This is a genomic window from Bacillus sp. VT 712 (assembly GCF_001614195.1).
Taxonomy (GTDB): domain Bacteria; phylum Bacillota; class Bacilli; order Bacillales; family Bacillaceae_H; genus Priestia; species Priestia flexa.
Genome location: NZ_LWBK01000001.1, coordinates 70,770 through 88,968, shown reverse-complemented (window position 1 = coordinate 88,968; position 18,199 = coordinate 70,770). Strand labels below are relative to the sequence as shown.

General features: G+C 39.3%; 21 protein-coding genes and 1 riboswitch. Of the genes, 2 read left to right on the top strand and 19 right to left on the bottom strand.

Annotated features, from left to right (window positions below; genetic code table 11):
* The first annotated feature begins 11 nt into the window (after positions 1-11).
* Together A2U94_RS00445 and A2U94_RS00440 are read left to right on the top strand one after the other, a co-directional pair.
* Entirely contained in the window at positions 12-578 is a 567-nt protein-coding gene (locus tag A2U94_RS00445) for a YdcF family protein (protein ID WP_025910079.1), read from the top strand.
* Between the two features lie 176 nt (positions 579-754).
* Complete coding sequence (locus A2U94_RS00440) at positions 755-1,078, top strand: winged helix-turn-helix transcriptional regulator (protein WP_025910077.1); 324 nt, start codon at positions 755-757, stop codon at positions 1,076-1,078.
* Between the two features lie 47 nt (positions 1,079-1,125).
* Here A2U94_RS00440 and metE read toward each other — a convergent pair whose 3' ends face one another.
* The 19 genes from metE to urtC form a co-directional block, all read right to left on the bottom strand.
* A complete protein-coding gene (metE, locus tag A2U94_RS00435; protein WP_025910075.1) occupies positions 1,126-3,402 on the bottom strand; it encodes a 5-methyltetrahydropteroyltriglutamate--homocysteine S-methyltransferase in 2,277 nt (758 codons plus the stop codon).
* Positions 3,403-3,543: 141 nt separating this feature from the next.
* A riboswitch (cobalamin riboswitch) is annotated at positions 3,544-3,730 on the bottom strand.
* A gap of 177 nt (positions 3,731-3,907) precedes the next feature.
* Complete coding sequence (locus tag A2U94_RS00430) at positions 3,908-4,657, bottom strand: glucose 1-dehydrogenase (RefSeq protein WP_025910074.1); 750 nt, start codon at positions 4,655-4,657, stop codon at positions 3,908-3,910.
* 24 nt (positions 4,658-4,681) lie between these two features.
* Positions 4,682-5,650, bottom strand: coding sequence for a DHH family phosphoesterase (locus A2U94_RS00425; RefSeq protein ID WP_025910072.1), 969 nt, complete (start codon positions 5,648-5,650; stop codon positions 4,682-4,684).
* Between the two features lie 129 nt (positions 5,651-5,779).
* A complete protein-coding gene (locus tag A2U94_RS00420) occupies positions 5,780-7,000 on the bottom strand; it encodes a dicarboxylate/amino acid:cation symporter (protein WP_025910071.1) in 1,221 nt (406 codons plus the stop codon).
* A gap of 228 nt (positions 7,001-7,228) precedes the next feature.
* Positions 7,229-7,510, bottom strand: a complete 282-nt coding sequence (locus tag A2U94_RS00415; RefSeq protein WP_062686361.1) for a hypothetical protein — start codon at positions 7,508-7,510, stop codon at positions 7,229-7,231.
* 116 nt (positions 7,511-7,626) lie between these two features.
* The gene (locus A2U94_RS00410; protein WP_025910069.1) at positions 7,627-8,349 is read right to left on the bottom strand and encodes a hypothetical protein; all 723 of its coding nucleotides are present in this window, start codon (positions 8,347-8,349) and stop codon (positions 7,627-7,629) included.
* Positions 8,350-8,489: 140 nt separating this feature from the next.
* Positions 8,490-9,551: a phytoene desaturase family protein gene (locus A2U94_RS00405; protein WP_025910068.1), complete on the bottom strand. Its 1,062-nt coding sequence runs from the start codon at positions 9,549-9,551 to the stop codon at positions 8,490-8,492.
* Positions 9,482-9,892 (bottom strand): lysophospholipid acyltransferase family protein, encoded by a 411-nt coding sequence (locus A2U94_RS00400; RefSeq protein ID WP_051567150.1) that lies wholly within the window; start codon positions 9,890-9,892, stop codon positions 9,482-9,484. Before A2U94_RS00400 ends, A2U94_RS00405 begins: the two co-directional genes overlap by 70 nt.
* A 187-nt stretch (positions 9,893-10,079) precedes the next feature.
* Positions 10,080-10,544 carry a hypothetical protein gene (locus A2U94_RS00395; RefSeq protein WP_025910067.1) on the bottom strand — a complete coding sequence of 155 codons (465 nt, stop codon included), beginning with the start codon at positions 10,542-10,544 and terminating at the stop codon, positions 10,080-10,082.
* A gap of 175 nt (positions 10,545-10,719) precedes the next feature.
* Positions 10,720-11,535: an urease accessory protein UreD gene (locus A2U94_RS00390; protein ID WP_025910066.1), complete on the bottom strand. Its 816-nt coding sequence runs from the start codon at positions 11,533-11,535 to the stop codon at positions 10,720-10,722.
* A complete protein-coding gene (gene ureG, locus A2U94_RS00385; protein ID WP_025910064.1) occupies positions 11,532-12,146 on the bottom strand; it encodes an urease accessory protein UreG in 615 nt (204 codons plus the stop codon). The genes A2U94_RS00390 and ureG overlap by 4 nt, the downstream gene beginning before the upstream one ends.
* A 47-nt stretch (positions 12,147-12,193) precedes the next feature.
* Positions 12,194-12,880 carry an urease accessory protein UreF gene (locus tag A2U94_RS00380; RefSeq protein ID WP_025910063.1) on the bottom strand — a complete coding sequence of 229 codons (687 nt, stop codon included), beginning with the start codon at positions 12,878-12,880 and terminating at the stop codon, positions 12,194-12,196.
* On the bottom strand, positions 12,873-13,319 hold the full coding sequence (gene ureE / locus A2U94_RS00375) for an urease accessory protein UreE (protein ID WP_025910062.1): 447 nt from the start codon (positions 13,317-13,319) through the stop codon (positions 12,873-12,875). The genes A2U94_RS00380 and ureE overlap by 8 nt, the downstream gene beginning before the upstream one ends.
* Before the next feature lie 14 nt (positions 13,320-13,333).
* Complete coding sequence (gene ureC / locus A2U94_RS00370) at positions 13,334-15,043, bottom strand: urease subunit alpha (RefSeq protein WP_025910061.1); 1,710 nt, start codon at positions 15,041-15,043, stop codon at positions 13,334-13,336.
* Positions 15,044-15,050: 7 nt separating this feature from the next.
* On the bottom strand, positions 15,051-15,374 hold the full coding sequence (locus A2U94_RS00365) for an urease subunit beta (RefSeq protein WP_025910060.1): 324 nt from the start codon (positions 15,372-15,374) through the stop codon (positions 15,051-15,053).
* Positions 15,375-15,386: 12 nt separating this feature from the next.
* Positions 15,387-15,689: an urease subunit gamma gene (locus tag A2U94_RS00360; protein ID WP_025910059.1), complete on the bottom strand. Its 303-nt coding sequence runs from the start codon at positions 15,687-15,689 to the stop codon at positions 15,387-15,389.
* 14 nt (positions 15,690-15,703) lie between these two features.
* Positions 15,704-16,405 (bottom strand): urea ABC transporter ATP-binding subunit UrtE, encoded by a 702-nt coding sequence (gene urtE / locus A2U94_RS00355; RefSeq protein ID WP_025910058.1) that lies wholly within the window; start codon positions 16,403-16,405, stop codon positions 15,704-15,706.
* Complete coding sequence (urtD, locus tag A2U94_RS00350; protein WP_025910057.1) at positions 16,399-17,151, bottom strand: urea ABC transporter ATP-binding protein UrtD; 753 nt, start codon at positions 17,149-17,151, stop codon at positions 16,399-16,401. The genes urtE and urtD overlap by 7 nt, the downstream gene beginning before the upstream one ends.
* Complete coding sequence (urtC, locus tag A2U94_RS00345) at positions 17,126-18,196, bottom strand: urea ABC transporter permease subunit UrtC (protein WP_025910056.1); 1,071 nt, start codon at positions 18,194-18,196, stop codon at positions 17,126-17,128. The genes urtD and urtC overlap by 26 nt, the downstream gene beginning before the upstream one ends.
* Between the last annotated feature and the right edge of the window lie 3 nt (positions 18,197-18,199).

Sequence of the window (18,199 nt, the reverse complement as noted above, 5' to 3'; positions counted from 1 at the left end):
GGGAGTAGCTTATGAAAAGAAAATTTATCTACGTACTTACTTCTTTACTAATTGGATACGTGTTGTTTGCGTCATATCATATTTATTCTGCAGCTAGTTCACCTCCTCCAAAAAACGCAGACTACATTATGATTCTTGGAGCTAAGGTAAATGGAAAAGAGCTATCTTTAAGTTTACGAGAGCGCATGATTACTGCGCTGCGTTATCTAGAAGATAATCCTTCAACTATTGCTATTGTCTCAGGTGGACAAGGTGATGATGAAGACATCTCTGAAGCGGAAGCGATGTCTACTTTTTTAGTAGATCACGGCGTTGACTCTGCTCGCATTATACAAGAAAATCAATCTACTTCCACTTATGAAAACTTTCTCTATACCAAAAAGCTTATTGATATCAATGACAAACATATTGTACTCGTCAGCAACCAGTTTCATTTATACCGCGCATCACTGATTGCCAAAAGACAAGGATATAACGTATACCCATTAGGTGCAGAAACACCAAACGTCGTGAAGCTTCAATCATATGGTCGTGAGTATGCAGCAATTATTAAAACTTGGCTATTTGATCGTGAATAAGCCATTTCGTTTTTTAGATAGATAAGTAATTGGTTATTAACTAGTTTCTCTCAACAGCTTTACTTCAATACTCCTTTCGCTTACTTTATGTAAGGTTCTTCTCTTTGGTCGTGAAGTTTTAAGAAGTGTAGCACCTAATGCTTTGTGCTATAATATGTGTTATAGGAGTGAAACAAATGAATCAATCAACCTTATGTCCACGCTTTGAAAAAGCAATGACGATTTTAAGTCAGCGCTGGACCGGGCTCATTATTTATAAGCTTCTGTCTGGACCCCAGCGTTTTTGTGCCATCGAATCATCCATTTCAGTAAGCGGCCGCGTACTATCAGAACGCTTGAAAGACCTTGAACAACAAGGGATTGTCAAGCGTGAGGTCTTTCCAGAAACGCCTGTACGCATCGAGTATTCCTTGACGGAAAAAGGAAAAGCGCTTGAACCTATTATGATAGAAATTGAAAAATGGTCGCAGCAATGGCTGGAACAAGATAATTTGTCATAACGTAAACAAAGAACCCCCATATAAAAGGGGGTTTTCTTTGTTTCATTTTATTGTGCGACTGCTGCTAACTTTTCACGATACTTCTTCGTAACGTTTACCATTTGAGTTAAAGCATCGATTACCTGCTTTTCATTTCGTGTTTTCAAACCGCAGTCTGGATTAACCCAAAATTGTGCTGGGTTTAACACGCGAAGAGCACGGTCAAGATTATTTGTCATTTCTTCAAAGCTTGGAATACGAGGGCTATGAATGTCGTAAATGCCAAGCCCGATTTCTTTATCGTATGAATACTGCTCGAATGAAGAAATAATATTGCCATGACTTCTGGATGCTTCAATTGAAATGACATCTGCGTCTAGTGCAGAGATTGTGTCAATCATGTCATCAAATTTCGAATAGCACATATGCGTATGAATTTGCGTTGTATCTTCTACACCCGTTGTTGCTAGACGGAACGCTTCAACAGTAGCATTTAAATACGCGGCTTGCTTTTCAGCTCGAATTGGCAATCCTTCTCGCAGCGCAGGTTCATCTACTTGTATCATGTGAACACCGGCTTCTTCAAGCGCTTTAACTTCTTTTCGAATGGCTAATGCAATTTGATTCATGCTTTCATACTTCGAGATGTCTGTACGTGGGAATGACCAGTTTAAGATGGTAATTGGCCCCGTCAGCATTCCTTTTACGACTTTTTCGGTTAAACTTTGTGCATAGACAATTTCTTTAACCGTCATCGGCTCGACTAAATAGACATCTCCGTATACAACAGGTGGTCTTACGCAGCGTGAACCATATGATTGAACCCAACCGTTTTTCGTTGTTAACATTCCGCCTAAGCGCTCACCAAAAAATTCAACCATATCCGTACGTTCAAACTCACCGTGAACCAGCACATCAATACCAATTTCTTCTTGAACCTCAATCCAGCGCTTTGTTTCTTCTTTTATAAACGCTTCATACTGTTCGTTCGTTAACTGACCTTGCTTCCATTTTAAGCGCTTCGAACGAACCTCTGCTGTTTGTGGCAAGCTTCCAATTGTTGTAGTTGGTAAAAGCGGTAAATCAAACTTTTCTTTTTGCAAACGCTGGCGCTCAGCCACAGAAGCACGAGATAAGGCTTGATCATCAATCTGTTCTAGCTCTGCTCTCGTTTTCGTGTGAACGCGGTTTGCAACCTTCGAAAATGCCTCAATCTCTTGCTGATGTGCTTTTACTGCTTCGCTATCCCCTTTTAAAAGGTCCTTTAAAAGTTCTAGCTCAGTCAGCTTTTCTTCAGCAAAACTTAAGCCTGCTCGAATATCAGCTGGTAGCTCTTGTTCAGTTTCTACCGTTACAGGGACATGAAGCAGTGTACTAGATGGCTGAACAATTACCTCTTCTTTACCCACTAATTTTTGCAATTCACTTACAAGTGCAGCTTTTTCAATTAAGTTACTTTTCCACACGTTACGACCATCAATAACGCCTGCAAAAAGCTTTTTCCCTTTTGGAAAACCGTGTGCTTTTATCGCTTCACTATTTTTTCTCTCATCATGTACAAAATCCAACCCAAAAGCATTCACAGGAAGGTTCACAACAGATTGGTAATTATCTAATGCTTCAAAATACGTTTGGATGATAAGATTAGCACCAGGTACTTCCTCTGAAATACGCTGATAAAATGCCTCAACCTCCTTCCAGTACCCTTCTGCTTTATTCGTTACAAAAATTGGTTCATCAATTTGAATCCACTCTGCTCCCGCTTCATGTAACTCCTTAATCACTTGAATATAAAGCGGAGTTAATTGAGCAAATAAGCTTGATACTTCTTCTTGTTTAAATCCTTTGCCTAATAAGATAAAGGTTGCTGGCCCAATTAGAAGAGGCTTACCGTTAAGTGCCAATTCGTCCTTTGCTTTTTGCCAATATGCTAATGGTCTGTTTTCATTCAATGCCGGCGTTACGTCAGTAAACTCTGGGACAATGTAGTGATAGTTGGTATTAAACCACTTAGTCATCTCACATGCCTCTGCTTCTTTGTTCCCTCTTGCCATTGCATAATATGTATCAAGAGCGGATAGATTTTGCTTTTTGAAACGAGCTGGAATAATATTAAACATAACCGCCGTATCAAGCATGTGATCGTAATAACTAAAGTCACCTACTGAAACAAAATCAATCCCCTTATCTTTTTGAATACGAAGCTGATTAACATACAACTCATGAAGTTGGTTGTGCAGCTCTGCTTCCGTTGTTTCCTGCTTCCAATAAGCTTCAATTGCTTTTTTCCATTCTCTGTTTCTACCGATTCTTGGATACCCAATTGTTGCTGTATTCACTGTCATTTCAATCTCCTCGTTTCGTCTATTTTTCTGCAATAAAAAACTCTCTGGAAAGAGAGTTAGACGACAGCTTTAAGAAGTATTGAACAACATATACTTTTGTTTCAATACCAAGCTAATCACCTCTCCCTATTACGCGTAGGTTGTGAGTGCAAACAACAGGCAGGTCTCCTGACTTAGAATCATCACCTATTATCACCTTCCCGTTTCATAAACAGTGGTTTACTGATAATAGGCTCCTCCTTACAGTGGCGCGACCGTGTCGGATTTTCACCGATCTTCCCTTTTAAGCTAAAACAAGTGTCTTAGCACCTTTTGCATGAACATATTCACTTTATACACTAATTCCTTTTCAATTAGGAATTGAACATAACGATACATGATTTCGATAAGTAAATCAAGTCTGATTTTTCTAAATTTTAAAAAGAATACGCTTTCATATAACTGTGTTTTTATACAAAATAAAAATAGCAGGCTATAGGTATAGCCTATAGCCTGCTTACTTTAGTTAATGTTCATAAATCATCTTGCGCGTCATTCCACCATCGACAACTACGTTTGTCCCCGTTACAAAATCATTGTCTGGATGCGTCAGGTAAAGGCACGCTTTTGCAATATCTGCTGGAGTGCCAACTCGGTTAGACGGATGCTGAGCATGATCAACATCTCGAAGCTCCTCATATTGCTGAGTTTCAATCCAGCCAGGAGAAATTGCGTTGACGGTAATCTTGTCTGGTCCAAGTGAAATGGCAAGAGCATGCGTTAGCGCCACAATGCCACCTTTTGTAGCAGCGTATGCTTCGGTGTGTGGCTCTGACATAACGGCACGCGTAGAAGCTAAGTTTACAATTGAACCACCTATTTTGTTATTTCGCATCACTTTGGCAGCTTCTCTTGAGCATAAAAATACGCTTCGTAAATTAAGATTTATGATATCATCCCATTCATCTAGCGTTAACTCATACGGAGACTTCCACTTTGTTACTCCAGCATTATTAACCAGAATGTTAATCGTACCATAAGCTGAAACAGTTTCTTTCATGAGGTTGATAACATCCTCTTCTTTTCTTACATCTGTGTGAATAAACATTGCCTGTGCACCTGCTTCACGCAGCGTTTTAGCATGCTTCTCCCCTTGTTCTTCATCAATATCTGCGATTATCACTTTGGCACCTTTTTTGGCATAGGCGCTTGCCACACCTTTTCCAATTCCATTTGCGCCACCAGTTACCACAACAACCTCACGTTCAAATGTCAAAGTCATCCCTCCTCTACACTTAGTTTATTCACTTTTTTCGTCTGGTTGAAACAAGTGGTCGGTTACAAATAGCTTGAAGGTTTCGCTCGTTAATTTGCAGCCGGATGCTTTTGGATGGCCTCCACCACCAATGTGACCCACGATTTCAGCTAAATTAATCTTATCTTTCACTGCTCGAAACCCTAGCTTTTTCCTTCCCATATCAACCATTACTGAAAAGTCGATTTCTTCATGCTCTAGGCATAATGCATTTCCCAACTCTGACTGATATGTATCTGCGAACACAATCCCTACCTTGTATTTTTGCTCTGCAATCTCTACTTCTGCTTGCATCATTTGCTTTTGTTTGTCATAGATATATTTTTCAATTCGCTTCTCTTCAGCTTCAAGTAAAATCGCGTGCTTTTCTGTAAATTCAAAGCTTTGACTGGCACCAGTATAAGATGCTTGTAGCGTTTCGTGAACCGTATCTTTAAACTCTTCATGAGAAATTAAGTAGTAAAGGTGATTAAGTCTTTTTGCTTTTTCATTTTTCTCGTGAAACCAATCCCACGTATCGAATAAACGTACAAGCTCTACGTATTCATCCAGCATCTTCGTACGTTCCAACATCTTGTTTTCTAGTAGATATGTATAAAAAAGCGATGTAGCTGCTGTTTTCGTCCCATTCTTATCTTCTGGTATCACATGGACCCAATCGTATTTTTCAGAAAGAGGAAGTGCAGAAATATGATGATCAATAAGCGTAACCTTTTGACCATTTTTCACAAGTTCATCCAGCTTAGCTGCTACTTCATCATTTACGCTAATATCCGTTATGTATAAGTCTTGTCCATCATTATCTTCTTCTATAAAATGCAGCACCGTATCGTTTATGCGTCCGATTCCTACCGTGTCGTAATCAAGGTTCTCATCACCAAATGCTAAGCGAGCTAATAAAGCTGGGCTTACCCCATCTAAATCATTATGTGAAATTAACTTTACTTTTGTCATCAAAAAACTCCTTTAAATCGTTATCAATTACTCATTCACTTTAGTATGCGTGAATCTTTTTCCATTATAGCAAGGAATGAAAAAAAATGCGTACATCCTCACCTTTCATAAGGATGTACGCACAAAAATTCACGATGCTTGCTGATTCGCTTTTTCTTTTGATTTCTTCTCATATGAGTCTACAACAACAGAAGCTGCAGCATCTCCGACAATATTAACCGACGTACGGAACATATCAAGAATACGATCGATTGCTGCAATTAAAGCAATTCCTTCAACTGGAAGGTTGACGGCTGCTAGTACCATTGTTAACATAATCATCCCTGCACCTGGCACGCCCGCAGTACCAATTGATGCAATGGTAGTTGTAAACATGATTAGTAAAATTTCACTCATACCGAGATCAATTCCATAAAATTGTGCAATAAATAGCGCAGCAACACCTTGGTAAATCGCACTACCGTCCATATTCATTGTGGCACCTAACGGTAAAACAAAGCTTGCTGTTTCCTTTGAAACGCCAAGGTTTTCCTGAACGTTTTTCATTGAAACAGGTAGCGTTGCACCACTACTTGCTGTACTAAAAGCTACAAGGCCGGCTGGTGCTATTCCTTTTAAAAATGTAAGTGGACTCATCCCAGCAAAGCCTTTAACCGCAAGAGAATACACAACGAGAAGCTGCGTTAAACAACCTAATGCTACAGCAATAATCACCTTAGCGAGAGGTGCTAAAACAGCTAAACCATACTCACCAATAATTGGTGCTACCATTCCAAAGATACCAATTGGTGCAATGACCATGATACCACTTGTAATTTTAAACATGACTGTGGAAAAAGATTCAAATAGCTTTTGAATTGGCTTTGCTGGCTCTCCTACAAATAAAATCCCTAAACCAATTGCAATTGCCATAAAGATAATTTGTAGGATATTCCCTTCCATTAACGCTGCAAATGGATTTTCCGGAATCATGTTTAACAACGTCTCCGTAAGCGTTGGTGCTTCTCCACTCGGCGCAGTGGCTCCTTGCTGTAACGACACGTTAGCTCCTGTACCAGGTGATAAAATCACAGCATATACGATACCAATCGTCACAGCAATCAACGTTGTAAAGAGGTAGAAAACAATCGTTCTCCCTCCCATACTAAAAAGCTGCTTGGTATCTTGTAAACTTGTTACGCCTACAATGAGCGTCGTTAAAATCAAAGGCGCCATAATAAACTTAATGAGCCTTAGAAACAAATCGCCAAGCGGCTGCACGACAGACATCTTGTCTCCAAAGATGAGTCCGAGCGCAACAGCTACGACGAATGCTACTAAAACCTGCGTTAGTAACGATGGTTTTTTCATAGTTGTTCTCTCCTCATAATGATATTCCCGCTGTATCCCATCGCCTTAACTGCTACGCAGCAACTCCCCTTTTTTGCATATTTATACATATTTTGTTCACTGCATACTATACACTTTCCGTTTATCACACTACCATCTTATTCTCCATAAAGACACGTGTCAACCCTCAAAAAACTAAAAAAACGAACAAAAAAATGAGAATAGTCATCTTTGTTCGTTTTTTTAAAATCAATTGGGAGAAATCCCTTTAAAGAAGATATGTAAAATTTCCAGCGACTTATTTTTATCAAATGTAGCTATCTCATGAGGAGCTAGCTGATCAAAATGATTGCTTCTAAGAGACGAACAATAGCTGTTCCAATCTTTTTGGTTTGTCTGAACACGTTCGTTCCATTGCGCTACGGTCACTCGCTTTCCGCGGGGAGGAACCTGAGCTTCCTCGCTGCGCTGCGGGATCTCCGTTTTCCCTCTCTTTCCCGCAGGAGTCGAGTGTCCTACGTTCCATTCCACCCTGTTTCCAACATTGTTTTCACAATCAACCAAAAAACCTGAACGATTAAAAGTTATGAACTCTCAGTCGTTCAGGTATATCATTGGCTGAATTACTTATGTCTCAGCCTTTTTCTTCATCCTGCTTTCATAGGTATATTGCGGTCTTGTTGGTAAATGTCATAAACTAAAAAGCTAAATGCGTAGTAAAATGCAATGATTGCAATCGAATCTGACATAATATACATAGCGCCCAAACCAACTCCAACAACTAATGTCTGAAGGCTTAAACGATCTTTTTGAAACGCTAACTGTGACATGAAATAACCTAAACCGATTAAAACGGCTAGTACCCAGCTATTTTGAATTTGTAGAACATCATGAATATAGATATAAAGACTTGGAAAATATACCAGCGTTTCTACTACGCTTGAAGTTCCACTGTATGTAAGCCACCACTTGCGTTCTCGTTTCGTTTTTGGAACCGTTGCCTCAATTGAAGTAGGCATCTCCTGTTCCATAAATACCGTTTCTCCATGATCTTTCATCCATTGAAGCATAATTGACAATACAATAAACCCTAAAAAGATAAGCAATAATAAGTACTCAACCCAGGCTGGAAACATGTTCTTTTGCTGTATGGTATCCAAGTATACCGTTTGAAGACCCCACTTCTCTACTGGTAGCGCATAGTACAGCATAATGACTACGTAAAGAAGTAAAATAAGAACATAAAAAAACGATTGTTCTTTATAATATCGAACTTTTTTCTCTTCAGATATTATTCGTCTGACCATAATACTTTCAAAATAAGGACGAACAATACTGATGATCACGACTAAACAAGTAAATGCAATCATAAACCGCTTTAATCACCTTTTCACTTTTCATTATGTAATCAACTTTCCGTATGGTTTCTTATACAAAAAAGCTGCTGTTCTTATCAATGGTTTCCTTTTCCTATAGTATCAAATATATGAAGTTATTTACAATGAAAATATTATGTGGAAATTAAGTTGGCCACGTTTATACCACTGATTGTAACCATTGGTGACCCACCTCCTGGATGAGTTGTTCCACCGACAAAATAAAGCCCTCTTACGTCTTTGGACACGTTGCTGGGCCGTAGAAAGCTATCCATTTTCCGATTAGCACTAATACCGTAAAGAGCCCCTTTATACGCTCCGAATTGCTTTTCAATCCAGCTTGGTGTAATGACTTTTTGCCATGATAAGGTAGATGTAATATCGATATCGAACCTCTTTAGCTTTTCATAGATAACTTGTTCGTACCCATTATCATTACTCATTCCTGCTGGTGCGTTGACAAGAATAAATAAGTTATCACCAGGCGCTACGCTTCTATCTGTATAAGAAGAATTACAAATGTAGATTGTTGGATCTGATGGAAGCTGCTTTTTCTCAAACAGTTCATAGAATTCTCTTTTATAATCTTCTTCAAAGTATACTTGGTGATGAATAAGCGAGTCGTTTCTATTTTTTGTTCCAGATAAAATGACATAAGCTGAAATAGAGGGTTCAAATTTACTAACCATCTTATTTGTAAAATGCGGGCGGTTCGCTTCATCTACCAGAAACGGGTAGGCTTGCAGTAGGTCACCATTAACAATAATTGAGTCTGCGGGCAGTTTTTCACCATTCTCAAGCTTAATTCCCACTGCTTTCTTGTTCTTCACCTGCACTTTTTCTACTTGTTCATTCAGCACTAAAGTTCCTCCTGCTTTTTGAAATACCGTAGCAAATCCTTCAGCGATTCTAGGGTTCCCCCCCTGAACATAGTAAACTTCTTCGTTCATTTCTAAATGACCAATTAATGAAAAGGTAGCAGGTGAAACGTATGGTGAAGAGCCTATATACGTGGCGTAACGATTGAATGCGTTAATCACTTTTTCATTTTCAAAAAAACGCCTGTGAAAAGAATCAATTGTTTCAAATGGCTTCACTTTAAGAAGGCTCGTAAACAAAGACGGGTTCATATAATCTTTCCACGATGAAAACGTTCGATAAAAGAACTGATTTTGTGCCTCACCTTCTCTTTCCACCAAGTTAGCCACTCGCTCAACGTTTTTCTACCCGTCATAAACACGTCAAATGTTGAAAGGTCCTCGCTAACAAGCTTACTTTTAATGCTATCTAACTCAGTAGTTACGGCCTGCTCTAGCTTATGAGTTAATTCACTTCGACTTGTTTCTGTATTTACTTCTATACGTTTACCCACTTTAATAAATAGCTCTGGACGCTGATCATGACGAAAACTATAGTAATATGCAATTGGAATAGCTTGTACACCCTTTTCTTTTAACATGATAAAAGATGGGCCGTCCGAAAATTGCAGAGGTCGCTTCTCTAAATGTTCTTCCTTTCCCTGTGGAAAAATCCACACCCCTTTTTTCTCTTAACAATTCCCTTGCATACAGGAGCGATTTCATAATATGCTTTGGCGAGGCTTGATTAACCGAAAATGCTCTATTTTCAATATATTCTTCACTATGTTATGTACAACCATATCTATATTTGGCATAAAAATAGACATGAAAGATAAGCTGAAGAATTTAACTTTCATTTCATGTCTATGGCGTAGCATTTGCTTTTTTAGCTAGTAAAAGCTGAATCGGCAATCCAACTATCAGTCCTGGAATCACAGACAGCATCGGTAGCCAAATCGGCCCAAGCAGTACTCCGTTAATTTTCACAACTGAAGCATACATGATGCCTACTGTTACAAAGTAAGCACAGCATGCAAACGGTATAAACGAGTAAAGAGGAGGGGGATCTGCTTCTGCATCTTTAAAACCATCCCACATTGCAAAAAAATACAAGCATGGGTAAAACATAATCCACTGCATGTCTACAGTTGCTAACGCCTGTTCAGTTTCACCTAAAAAACTTAATTGTATTGCAGAGTTAAAATGTGCGCCCATATTGATTAAAAATTCTAATACTATAAACACAATCCCTTTTACGTACTGCTTGTTTAATAATTGACTAAACCCTGGTAGGGCAATATTCCACAAGATCGCTTCTAGCCTAGTCAAAAAATTCATTCTCACAATTTAGAATATATACAGGGGGCACTCGGCATGGTAATTGTTTTTTCATCCTTATCTACCTCGCATTGATTTACCAATAGTTTTAGTAAAGGAGAAAAATTTATACCCCTAAATGTAATTTTCTGTAAGTTCACTTAACACCATTACTCAAAGGCAGCTCTTAATATTTACGAAGATGAACCACCTCTAAGCCTAACAGGCGCTTTCTCAGGAACTGAAAACATCTATTAATAATACTTTCAAGCGTTTTTGTATCATTTCCCAAAATTCTAATGGCACATCCATTAATCGCTAATTTTGAAATCCCTATATATCCATGCTGCTCTTCACTTATTACTTCATCATACAATTCATCAATGACCGAATCGATAATTCCTTCAGCCACTGCTAAAAAAGAACCGAAATGTGTGTAGCCCTCCATTTTCATAATCGCATGGATGTCTTCATGAGGCGATAAAAACAAATGGTCAAACACCATTAACTGATTGTTTTGATAAACTTTGAGCTTCGAACGCAGTGAATCATACTTAAATATCTCTCCATTAGGTGACCAGCCTGGCGTAATAACGTCAGAGATAAAAAATGTTGCTTTCTCTTCCATATGTACAGTTGTTTCTTGTATAAACTGCGCATCTTCGTATAAAATAAGCGGATCTGGAAGGTATTCAATCACTGCTCCTTTTTTTAAGAGCAGCTCTGTTTCCTGAACTACAGGTGCGTTTGGCGTTCGGTATACTTTTGTTGCAGCCTGTGTCGTCAAGCATAAATGTGCACCCTCTTCAGCCGTAATACACGCTTTATAACGGTCTCCACCAACATATCCACCTCCTACATGTAGAAGGTAGATTGTTGGGGTATGCTCTTCCATGTAAATTGGGCGAGCCACCTTAAAAGCTCCGTCATGATATGTGTTATAAACAACCGTCTTACCTTTCACCTTGTGCGACTCAAGCTTTAAATAGCCTGTATAGCTCATGATTTAATGCCGATAAGCAATACTTCTTTTTTGATCCACTGAATTACTTCATCCAGTCCTTGATCCTTTTTCAAATTTGTAAATACAAAAGGCTTTTTACCTCGGGCTGCAATTGTATCTTCTTTCATTACATCTAAGCTTGCACCAACATACGGAGCTAAATCCGTCTTATTAATAATAAACAAGTCTGATTTAATCATTCCTTGTCCACCTTTACGCGGAATCTTTTCACCCTGAGCGACGTCAATAATATAAATAGAAAAATCGACAAGTTCTGGACTAAACGTTGCTGCTAAATTATCTCCACCGCTTTCCACAAAGATCAGCTCAACGTCAGGATGTCTTTCAACCAGCTCGTCGATTGCCGCAAAGTTCATAGAAGCATCTTCTCGAATAGCGGTATGCGGACAACCTCCTGTTTCCACACCAATGATGCGTTCTTGAGGTAATACGCTATTTTTCACTAAAAACTGAGCATCTTCTTTTGTATAGATATCATTTGTAATAACGGCCATGCTTAGCTCACTTTGCAGTGCTCTCGTTAGTCTTTCTACAAGCATCGTTTTCCCCGCCCCTACAGGACCTCCAATACCAATTCTCATTGCATTCATTTTTTCGCCTTCGCCACAAAGGCTTCCCTCCCTTATATCGTTTTGTATTAAGACATAAATAAGCGAACGTGCAGACGTTCATGCTGCATTTGAGCGATTTCAAGACCGGGCATCATTGCACCAAGCTCACTTGAATCCGCTTGAAGAATATTCATTACTGCCTGGTCAATTTTCTCATGAAAAGCAAGCGAAATTCGTTGACCATCTGTTTGTCCAATTGGGATACCACGAACTGCATTTTGAATAAGCGATGACACAGTGGCGTACAAATGCGTAGAAACAGCTGTTTGTTTACACACCTGTAATTGCTCAGCTATAATGGCAAAAACAATTGATGGATGACCAAAACACTCCTTCCGCTGAATCTCTTGTTCGTAGCATTCTAAAAGCTTCCCACCAAACAGATCGACGCAAAGCTTGACCATTCTCTGACCAATTCTCCTTGTCCCTTCTCTTGTTTCTTTTGCTAGCGCCAGTGCATACAGCTCTTGATCTAATTCCTTTATTTTCTGAAGGTGCCCTTCTGAAGCAAATTCATATGCCAGTCGGCAAGCTAACCCATCTGTATAAGTAAGCTGTGTTTCAACATACGTACTAAGAGCTTCTGAAAACGTAACAGCATTTATAATTCGCTCTTTTTGAATATAGGTTTCCATGCCAAATGAATGTGAAAAAGCGCCGGATGGAAAGTTTGAATCACACAGCTGTACAAGCGCTAACAGTTGATTAGTCATGACTATGTCCAATATGTCTAAATGCTTTTTGAACCGTTCTTTTTTCACGCTTATACGGAATGCTTAGCTCGTTAAGAAGCTCTTCGACTAAATAATCATATTGAACAAGCATTTCGTTTTCTTCAAATTGAGCTGGCAGATGCCGGTTTCCAAGCTGATGAGCAATCTCCCCCATCTGCTTAATACTTGTGGGTTGAATCGTTAATAAGTCATCTGCTATTACTTGAATAACAATCATATTCTTCTCATCCATATAAAGCACATCACCATCTACAAGCTCACGATTGTCTTTCAAACGAATTCCTAGTTCTTTACCGTGATCGGTCACAACTCGCTGCACGCGCTTTAATAGATGATCACTTTCTAAATACACTTTTTCAATATGTGGCGCTTTCTTTTCTAGCGTAGCGACATTTCCAACAATTTGCTCGATTAACATTGTTTGTTTTCACCTCAAAATAAAAAGTATCGTTGTGCCATAGGCAATACTTCTGCTGGCTCACACGTAATTAATTCATCATCCACTCGCACTTCGTACGTTTGTGGATCCACATCAATTTTAGGCATTTCACCATTTAGCTTCATGTCCGTTTTACTTAGTGAACGAATCCCTTTTACAGGCTTAATCCGTTTCTCCAATCCCAAGGTTCGATGTACTCCTCGGTTATATGCAGCTTGCGAGATAAATGTTATCGACGTTTTACTGCGTGCTTTCCCGAAAGAAGCAAACATCGGGCGATATAGAACCGGCTGAGGAGTAGGTATAGAGGCATTAGGATCACCCATTTGACTGTGAGCAATCATTCCGCCTTTAATAATCAACTCTGGCTTTACACCAAAAAACGCTGGATCCCAAACGACTAAGTCTGCAAGCTTACCAACTTCTACTGAACCTACGTATTCTGAAATGCCGTGGGTGATAGCTGGATTAATTGTATATTTTGCGATATATCGCTTAATCCGTTCATTATCACCAATACCGTTATCACCTTTTAGTTTTCCTCTTTGCTTTTTCATCTTATCTGCTGTTTGCCACGTTCTCGTAATCACTTCACCAACACGACCCATTGCTTGCGAATCAGAAGAGATCATGCTAAAAACTCCAAGGTCATGCAGAATATCTTCAGCTGCAATCGTTTCTTTACGAATACGGGAATCTGCAAATGCAATATCTTCTGGTACAGAAGGATCTAGGTGATGACAAACCATCAGCATATCTAAATGTTCTTCTAGAGTGTTAATCGTATACGGTCTAGTTGGATTCGTTGATGACGGCAGAATGTTCTTAAAGCTTGCCATCTTCATAATGTCAGGTGCATGTCCACCACCTGCTCCTTCCGTATGATACGTATGAATAACACGATTTCCAATTGCTCTCATCGTATCTTCGACAAACCCACCTTCATTTAGCGTATCTGTGTGAATCGCAATCTGTACATCATATTCATCCGCAACTTGCAGACTTGTATCGATTGCTGATGCGGTGGTACCCCAATCTTCATGAAGCTTAAGGCCAATCGCTCCAGCCTCAATTTGTTCGATAAGAGGCGTTTTTGCTGATGCATTCCCTTTACCTAAAAAGCCTAAATTCATGGAAAAAGCCTCAGCTGCTTCTAGCATCCGCTCGATATACCACGCTCCAGGTGTACACGTCGTCGCGTTTGTTCCCGTTGCAGGACCTGTCCCTCCTCCAATCATTGTTGTTACTCCAGACGATAAGGCGGTTTCAATTTGTTGTGGACAGATAAAGTGAATGTGCGCATCAATTCCTCCAGCCGTCACAATTTTTCCTTCCGCAGCAATAATTTCTGTACTAGCCCCAATAACAAGATCAACATCATCCATTAATAATGGATTTCCCGCTTTTCCAATGGTTTGAATCATGCCATCTTTTACACCAATATCTGCTTTGTATATCCCCGTATAATCCATGATGATGGCATTCGTAAAAACAAGATCTGCTGCTTCACTTCTTGTCGCAAGAGGATGCTGTCCCATCCCATCACGGATGACTTTTCCTCCCCCAAACTTCACTTCATCACCATAGGTTGTAAAGTCCTGTTCAATTTCAATAAAAAGGTCGGTATCCGCTAGCCTTACAGCATCTCCAACCGTCGGCCCAAACATATCTGCATACTGTTTTCTTGACATTTTAAAGCTCATGTTCGACCTACTCCTCTTTTAGCTGGCCCGTGGGTCCATTTGTTTTATTATTTAATCCATATACATGCTGTGATCCTGAAAAGGGTACAAGCTGTACATTTTTAGGATCACCTGGTTCAAAGCGAACGGCCGTACCAGCAGGAATATTCAAGTGATAGCCAAACGCTTCTTTGCGGTTAAACTCTAATCCGTAATTAACTTCATAGAAATGAAAATGAGATCCCACTTGAATAGGACGATCACCTCGGTTGGTTACTAACATCTCGACTATACCCTTATCTTTGTTACAAACAATTTCATCTTTACGTAACTTGTATTCTCCGGGAATCACTTCTTCTCCCCCCTATCGAATTGGATCATGTATCGTCACAAGTTTTGTTCCATCTGGAAACGTTGCTTCTACTTGAATATCATGAATCATTTCAGGAATACCTTCCATTACATCATCTCGTGACAAGATTTGTGTTCCGAGCTGCATTAATTCGGCAACAGTTCGACCATCTCTGGCGCCTTCTGTTATTTCATATGTAATAACGGCAACTGCTTCTGGATAGTTCAGTTTTAGCCCCCGCTTTTGCCTACGCCTCGCAAGGTCTGCAGCGACAACCACCATAAGTTTTTCTTGCTCTCGTTGTGTGAGTTTCATTTAAACCTCCCTTTCTATACTACTAAATGCTTTTGAATAGCTTCTAAGTTCACATTTTTTGAATCTCCTTGTGCAACAATTCGACCATGATCTAAAATGTAAAAAAAGTCCGAACAAGCTAGTGCTAAATCTACGTTATGCTCTACTAAAACGATGCCAACACCTTGTTCTCTAGCAATTTTAATAATGACCCTTTCAATAAGCTGAACAATAGAGGGTTGTATTCCTTCCATTGGTTCATCCAGCAACAAAAGTTCAGGATTTCCTACTAAAGCACGGGCAATCGCAAGCTGCTGCTGTTGACCACCGCTTAAATCACCTCCTTTCCTCTGTAACATTTCATGAAGAACTGGAAACAGCTCAAACACATGTGATGGAATAACGTCTTTTTTTGGTTTTTTTTGAAGCGCTTCAAGACCTAACAATAAATTTTCCTCTACTGTTAATGTTGAAAAGATATCCCTTCCTTGAGGAACATAACCTATCCCTTTTTTTGCTCGCTGCTCTGGTCTAAGACCTTTTACGGAGTGATTTCTCCAAACAACATCTCCTGCACTCGGCTTCAGTAAACCCATTAGTGTTTTCATTAACGTTGTTTTTCCAACTCCATTACGCCCAAGAACTGCAATAATTTTTCCTTTTTCAACTTTAATTGAAACGTCACGTAAGATCGTGGTTTCATCATACCCCGCTTGTAGATTTGCTACATTTAGCATGTTTGCTTCCTCCTCCCAAGGTATACTTCTTGAACGTGCTCATTTTCTTGAACATCTGTCATATTACCTTCGCAAAGTATTTTCCCTTCATGCATGACCGTAACTTGCTTAGAATACTTTCTGACAAAATCCATATCGTGCTCCACTACAAGTACAGAACATGACGCGGAGATCTCATGCATTAATTCACCGGTTTTTTCTCGTTCTTTCCCAGTCATTCCAGCAATGGGCTCATCTAGAAGTAACAAGCTTGGGTTTTGCATAAGCTGCATTCCAATCTCTAGCCATTGCTTTTGCCCATGTGATAACTCTCCAGCTTGCTTGTATACGAAGTCTTGCAAACCAATTTGCTCAAGTACTTTTTCAATATGATTTTTTGTCTCTCCAGTCATTCTGGCAAATAAAACAGAGGTGAGATTTCTTTTTTGCCTGATTGATAGTTCCAAATTTTCAAACACACTTAACTGTGAGAAGATAGAAGGGTTTTGAAACTTTCTTGCAATTCCCTTTTGAACAATTTTATGTTCTTGAAGGCTTCCAAGGTTAACCACCTCTTCAAACAAAACTCTTCCAGATGTTGCTTTTGTTTTCCCACAGATGACATCTAAAATTGTTGTCTTCCCAGCCCCGTTAGGACCAATTAAAAACCTCACTTCATTCGGTTCAATCATTAAGTCCACACCCTGCAAGGCTTTGAATCCATCAAAATCAACCATAACATTATCGCACCATAGTATCTGGCTCATGAGATTTCTCCTTTCTAGATTTAAGCTTTTTAAATTTGTTCTGTATTGATTGAACAAGTCCAGCCATACCATTCGGTAAGAACAACACGACTACAATAAACAATAAACCTAAAAGGATTAGCCAAATATCTGGGTATGTCTCGCTAAATAAACTTTTCGCACCATTTGTAAAGATAGCACCAAACACAGCACCAAGAAGAGAATGTCGCCCTCCAATCGCTACCCATAAAACCATTTCGATAGATGGCGTTATGCCCATCATTGCAGGTGAAATAATCCCTACCTGAAGAACAAACAACATACCTGCTACACCAGCAAAAGCAGCTGATAAAGAATATACAAACACTTTATAAGAAGTTGGATTAAAACCTAGAAAACGAACGCGGTTTTCACCATCTCGTATAGCCATTAATACTTTCCCAGCTCTACTTTTAGTTAGCCAGATGGAAAGTGCAAAAACAATTGCCAATACACCTACTGTGACAAAGTAAAGAATTTGTTGAACAAAAGAATCCGCTAATGACATCCCCAAAAATGTATAAAAGCTGGTAAGACCATTTGTTCCTCCTGTTAAATCTTGTTTTCCAATAAATAAAGTGACTACAACGACAACAATTGCTTGAGAAATTAACGAAAAATAAACCCCACGGATGCGATTTTTAAACGTAAAGTAACCAAGAACTGTTGCTAACAGCATTGGTACTATGATCCCTGCACCAATTGCAAATACGGGGTTCGTAAACGGCTTCCAAAAAGCAGGAAGAGTCGTAACGCCACTCCACTCCATAAAATCTGGAAGACCAGTAGTCGAACCTTCTAGCTTTAGATACATGCCCATGCAATAAGCTCCTAGTCCAAAAAACACGCCATGCCCTAAGCTTAAAATACCTGTATAGCCCCATATTAAAGAAATTCCTATTGCCACAATGGCATAGCATAAAAACTTCGCTAATAAACCCAAACGAAACTCTTGCAGGAAAAGTGGTGCTACTAGAAAGCCAATAAGTACAACGATATATATAGCATATGTGCGATTAAATTTCATGGA

Excerpts from the sequence above, each read along its gene's own strand:
- A2U94_RS00380 (WP_025910063.1), bottom strand. The coding sequence starts at position 12,880 with ATGACTAATCAACTGTTAGCGCTTGTACAGCTGTGTGATTCAAACTTT.
- A2U94_RS00440 (WP_025910077.1), top strand. The coding sequence starts at position 755 with ATGAATCAATCAACCTTATGTCCACGCTTTGAAAAAGCAATGACGATT.
- urtC (WP_025910056.1), bottom strand. The coding sequence starts at position 18,196 with ATGAAATTTAATCGCACATATGCTATATATATCGTTGTACTTATTGGC.
- A2U94_RS00420 (WP_025910071.1), bottom strand. The coding sequence starts at position 7,000 with ATGAAAAAACCATCGTTACTAACGCAGGTTTTAGTAGCATTCGTCGTA.
- metE (WP_025910075.1), bottom strand. The coding sequence starts at position 3,402 with ATGACAGTGAATACAGCAACAATTGGGTATCCAAGAATCGGTAGAAAC.
- A2U94_RS00390 (WP_025910066.1), bottom strand. The coding sequence starts at position 11,535 with ATGAGCTATACAGGCTATTTAAAGCTTGAGTCGCACAAGGTGAAAGGT.
- A2U94_RS00425 (WP_025910072.1), bottom strand. The coding sequence starts at position 5,650 with ATGACAAAAGTAAAGTTAATTTCACATAATGATTTAGATGGGGTAAGC.
- ureE (WP_025910062.1), bottom strand. The coding sequence starts at position 13,319 with ATGTTAATCGAGCAAATTGTTGGAAATGTCGCTACGCTAGAAAAGAAA.
- ureG (WP_025910064.1), bottom strand. The coding sequence starts at position 12,146 with ATGAATGCAATGAGAATTGGTATTGGAGGTCCTGTAGGGGCGGGGAAA.
- A2U94_RS00360 (WP_025910059.1), bottom strand. The coding sequence starts at position 15,689 with ATGAAACTCACACAACGAGAGCAAGAAAAACTTATGGTGGTTGTCGCT.
- urtE (WP_025910058.1), bottom strand. The coding sequence starts at position 16,405 with ATGCTAAATGTAGCAAATCTACAAGCGGGGTATGATGAAACCACGATC.
- A2U94_RS00410 (WP_025910069.1), bottom strand. The coding sequence starts at position 8,349 with ATGATTGCATTTACTTGTTTAGTCGTGATCATCAGTATTGTTCGTCCT.
- ureC (WP_025910061.1), bottom strand. The coding sequence starts at position 15,043 with ATGAGCTTTAAAATGTCAAGAAAACAGTATGCAGATATGTTTGGGCCG.
- A2U94_RS00445 (WP_025910079.1), top strand. The coding sequence starts at position 12 with ATGAAAAGAAAATTTATCTACGTACTTACTTCTTTACTAATTGGATAC.
- urtD (WP_025910057.1), bottom strand. The coding sequence starts at position 17,151 with ATGAGCCAGATACTATGGTGCGATAATGTTATGGTTGATTTTGATGGA.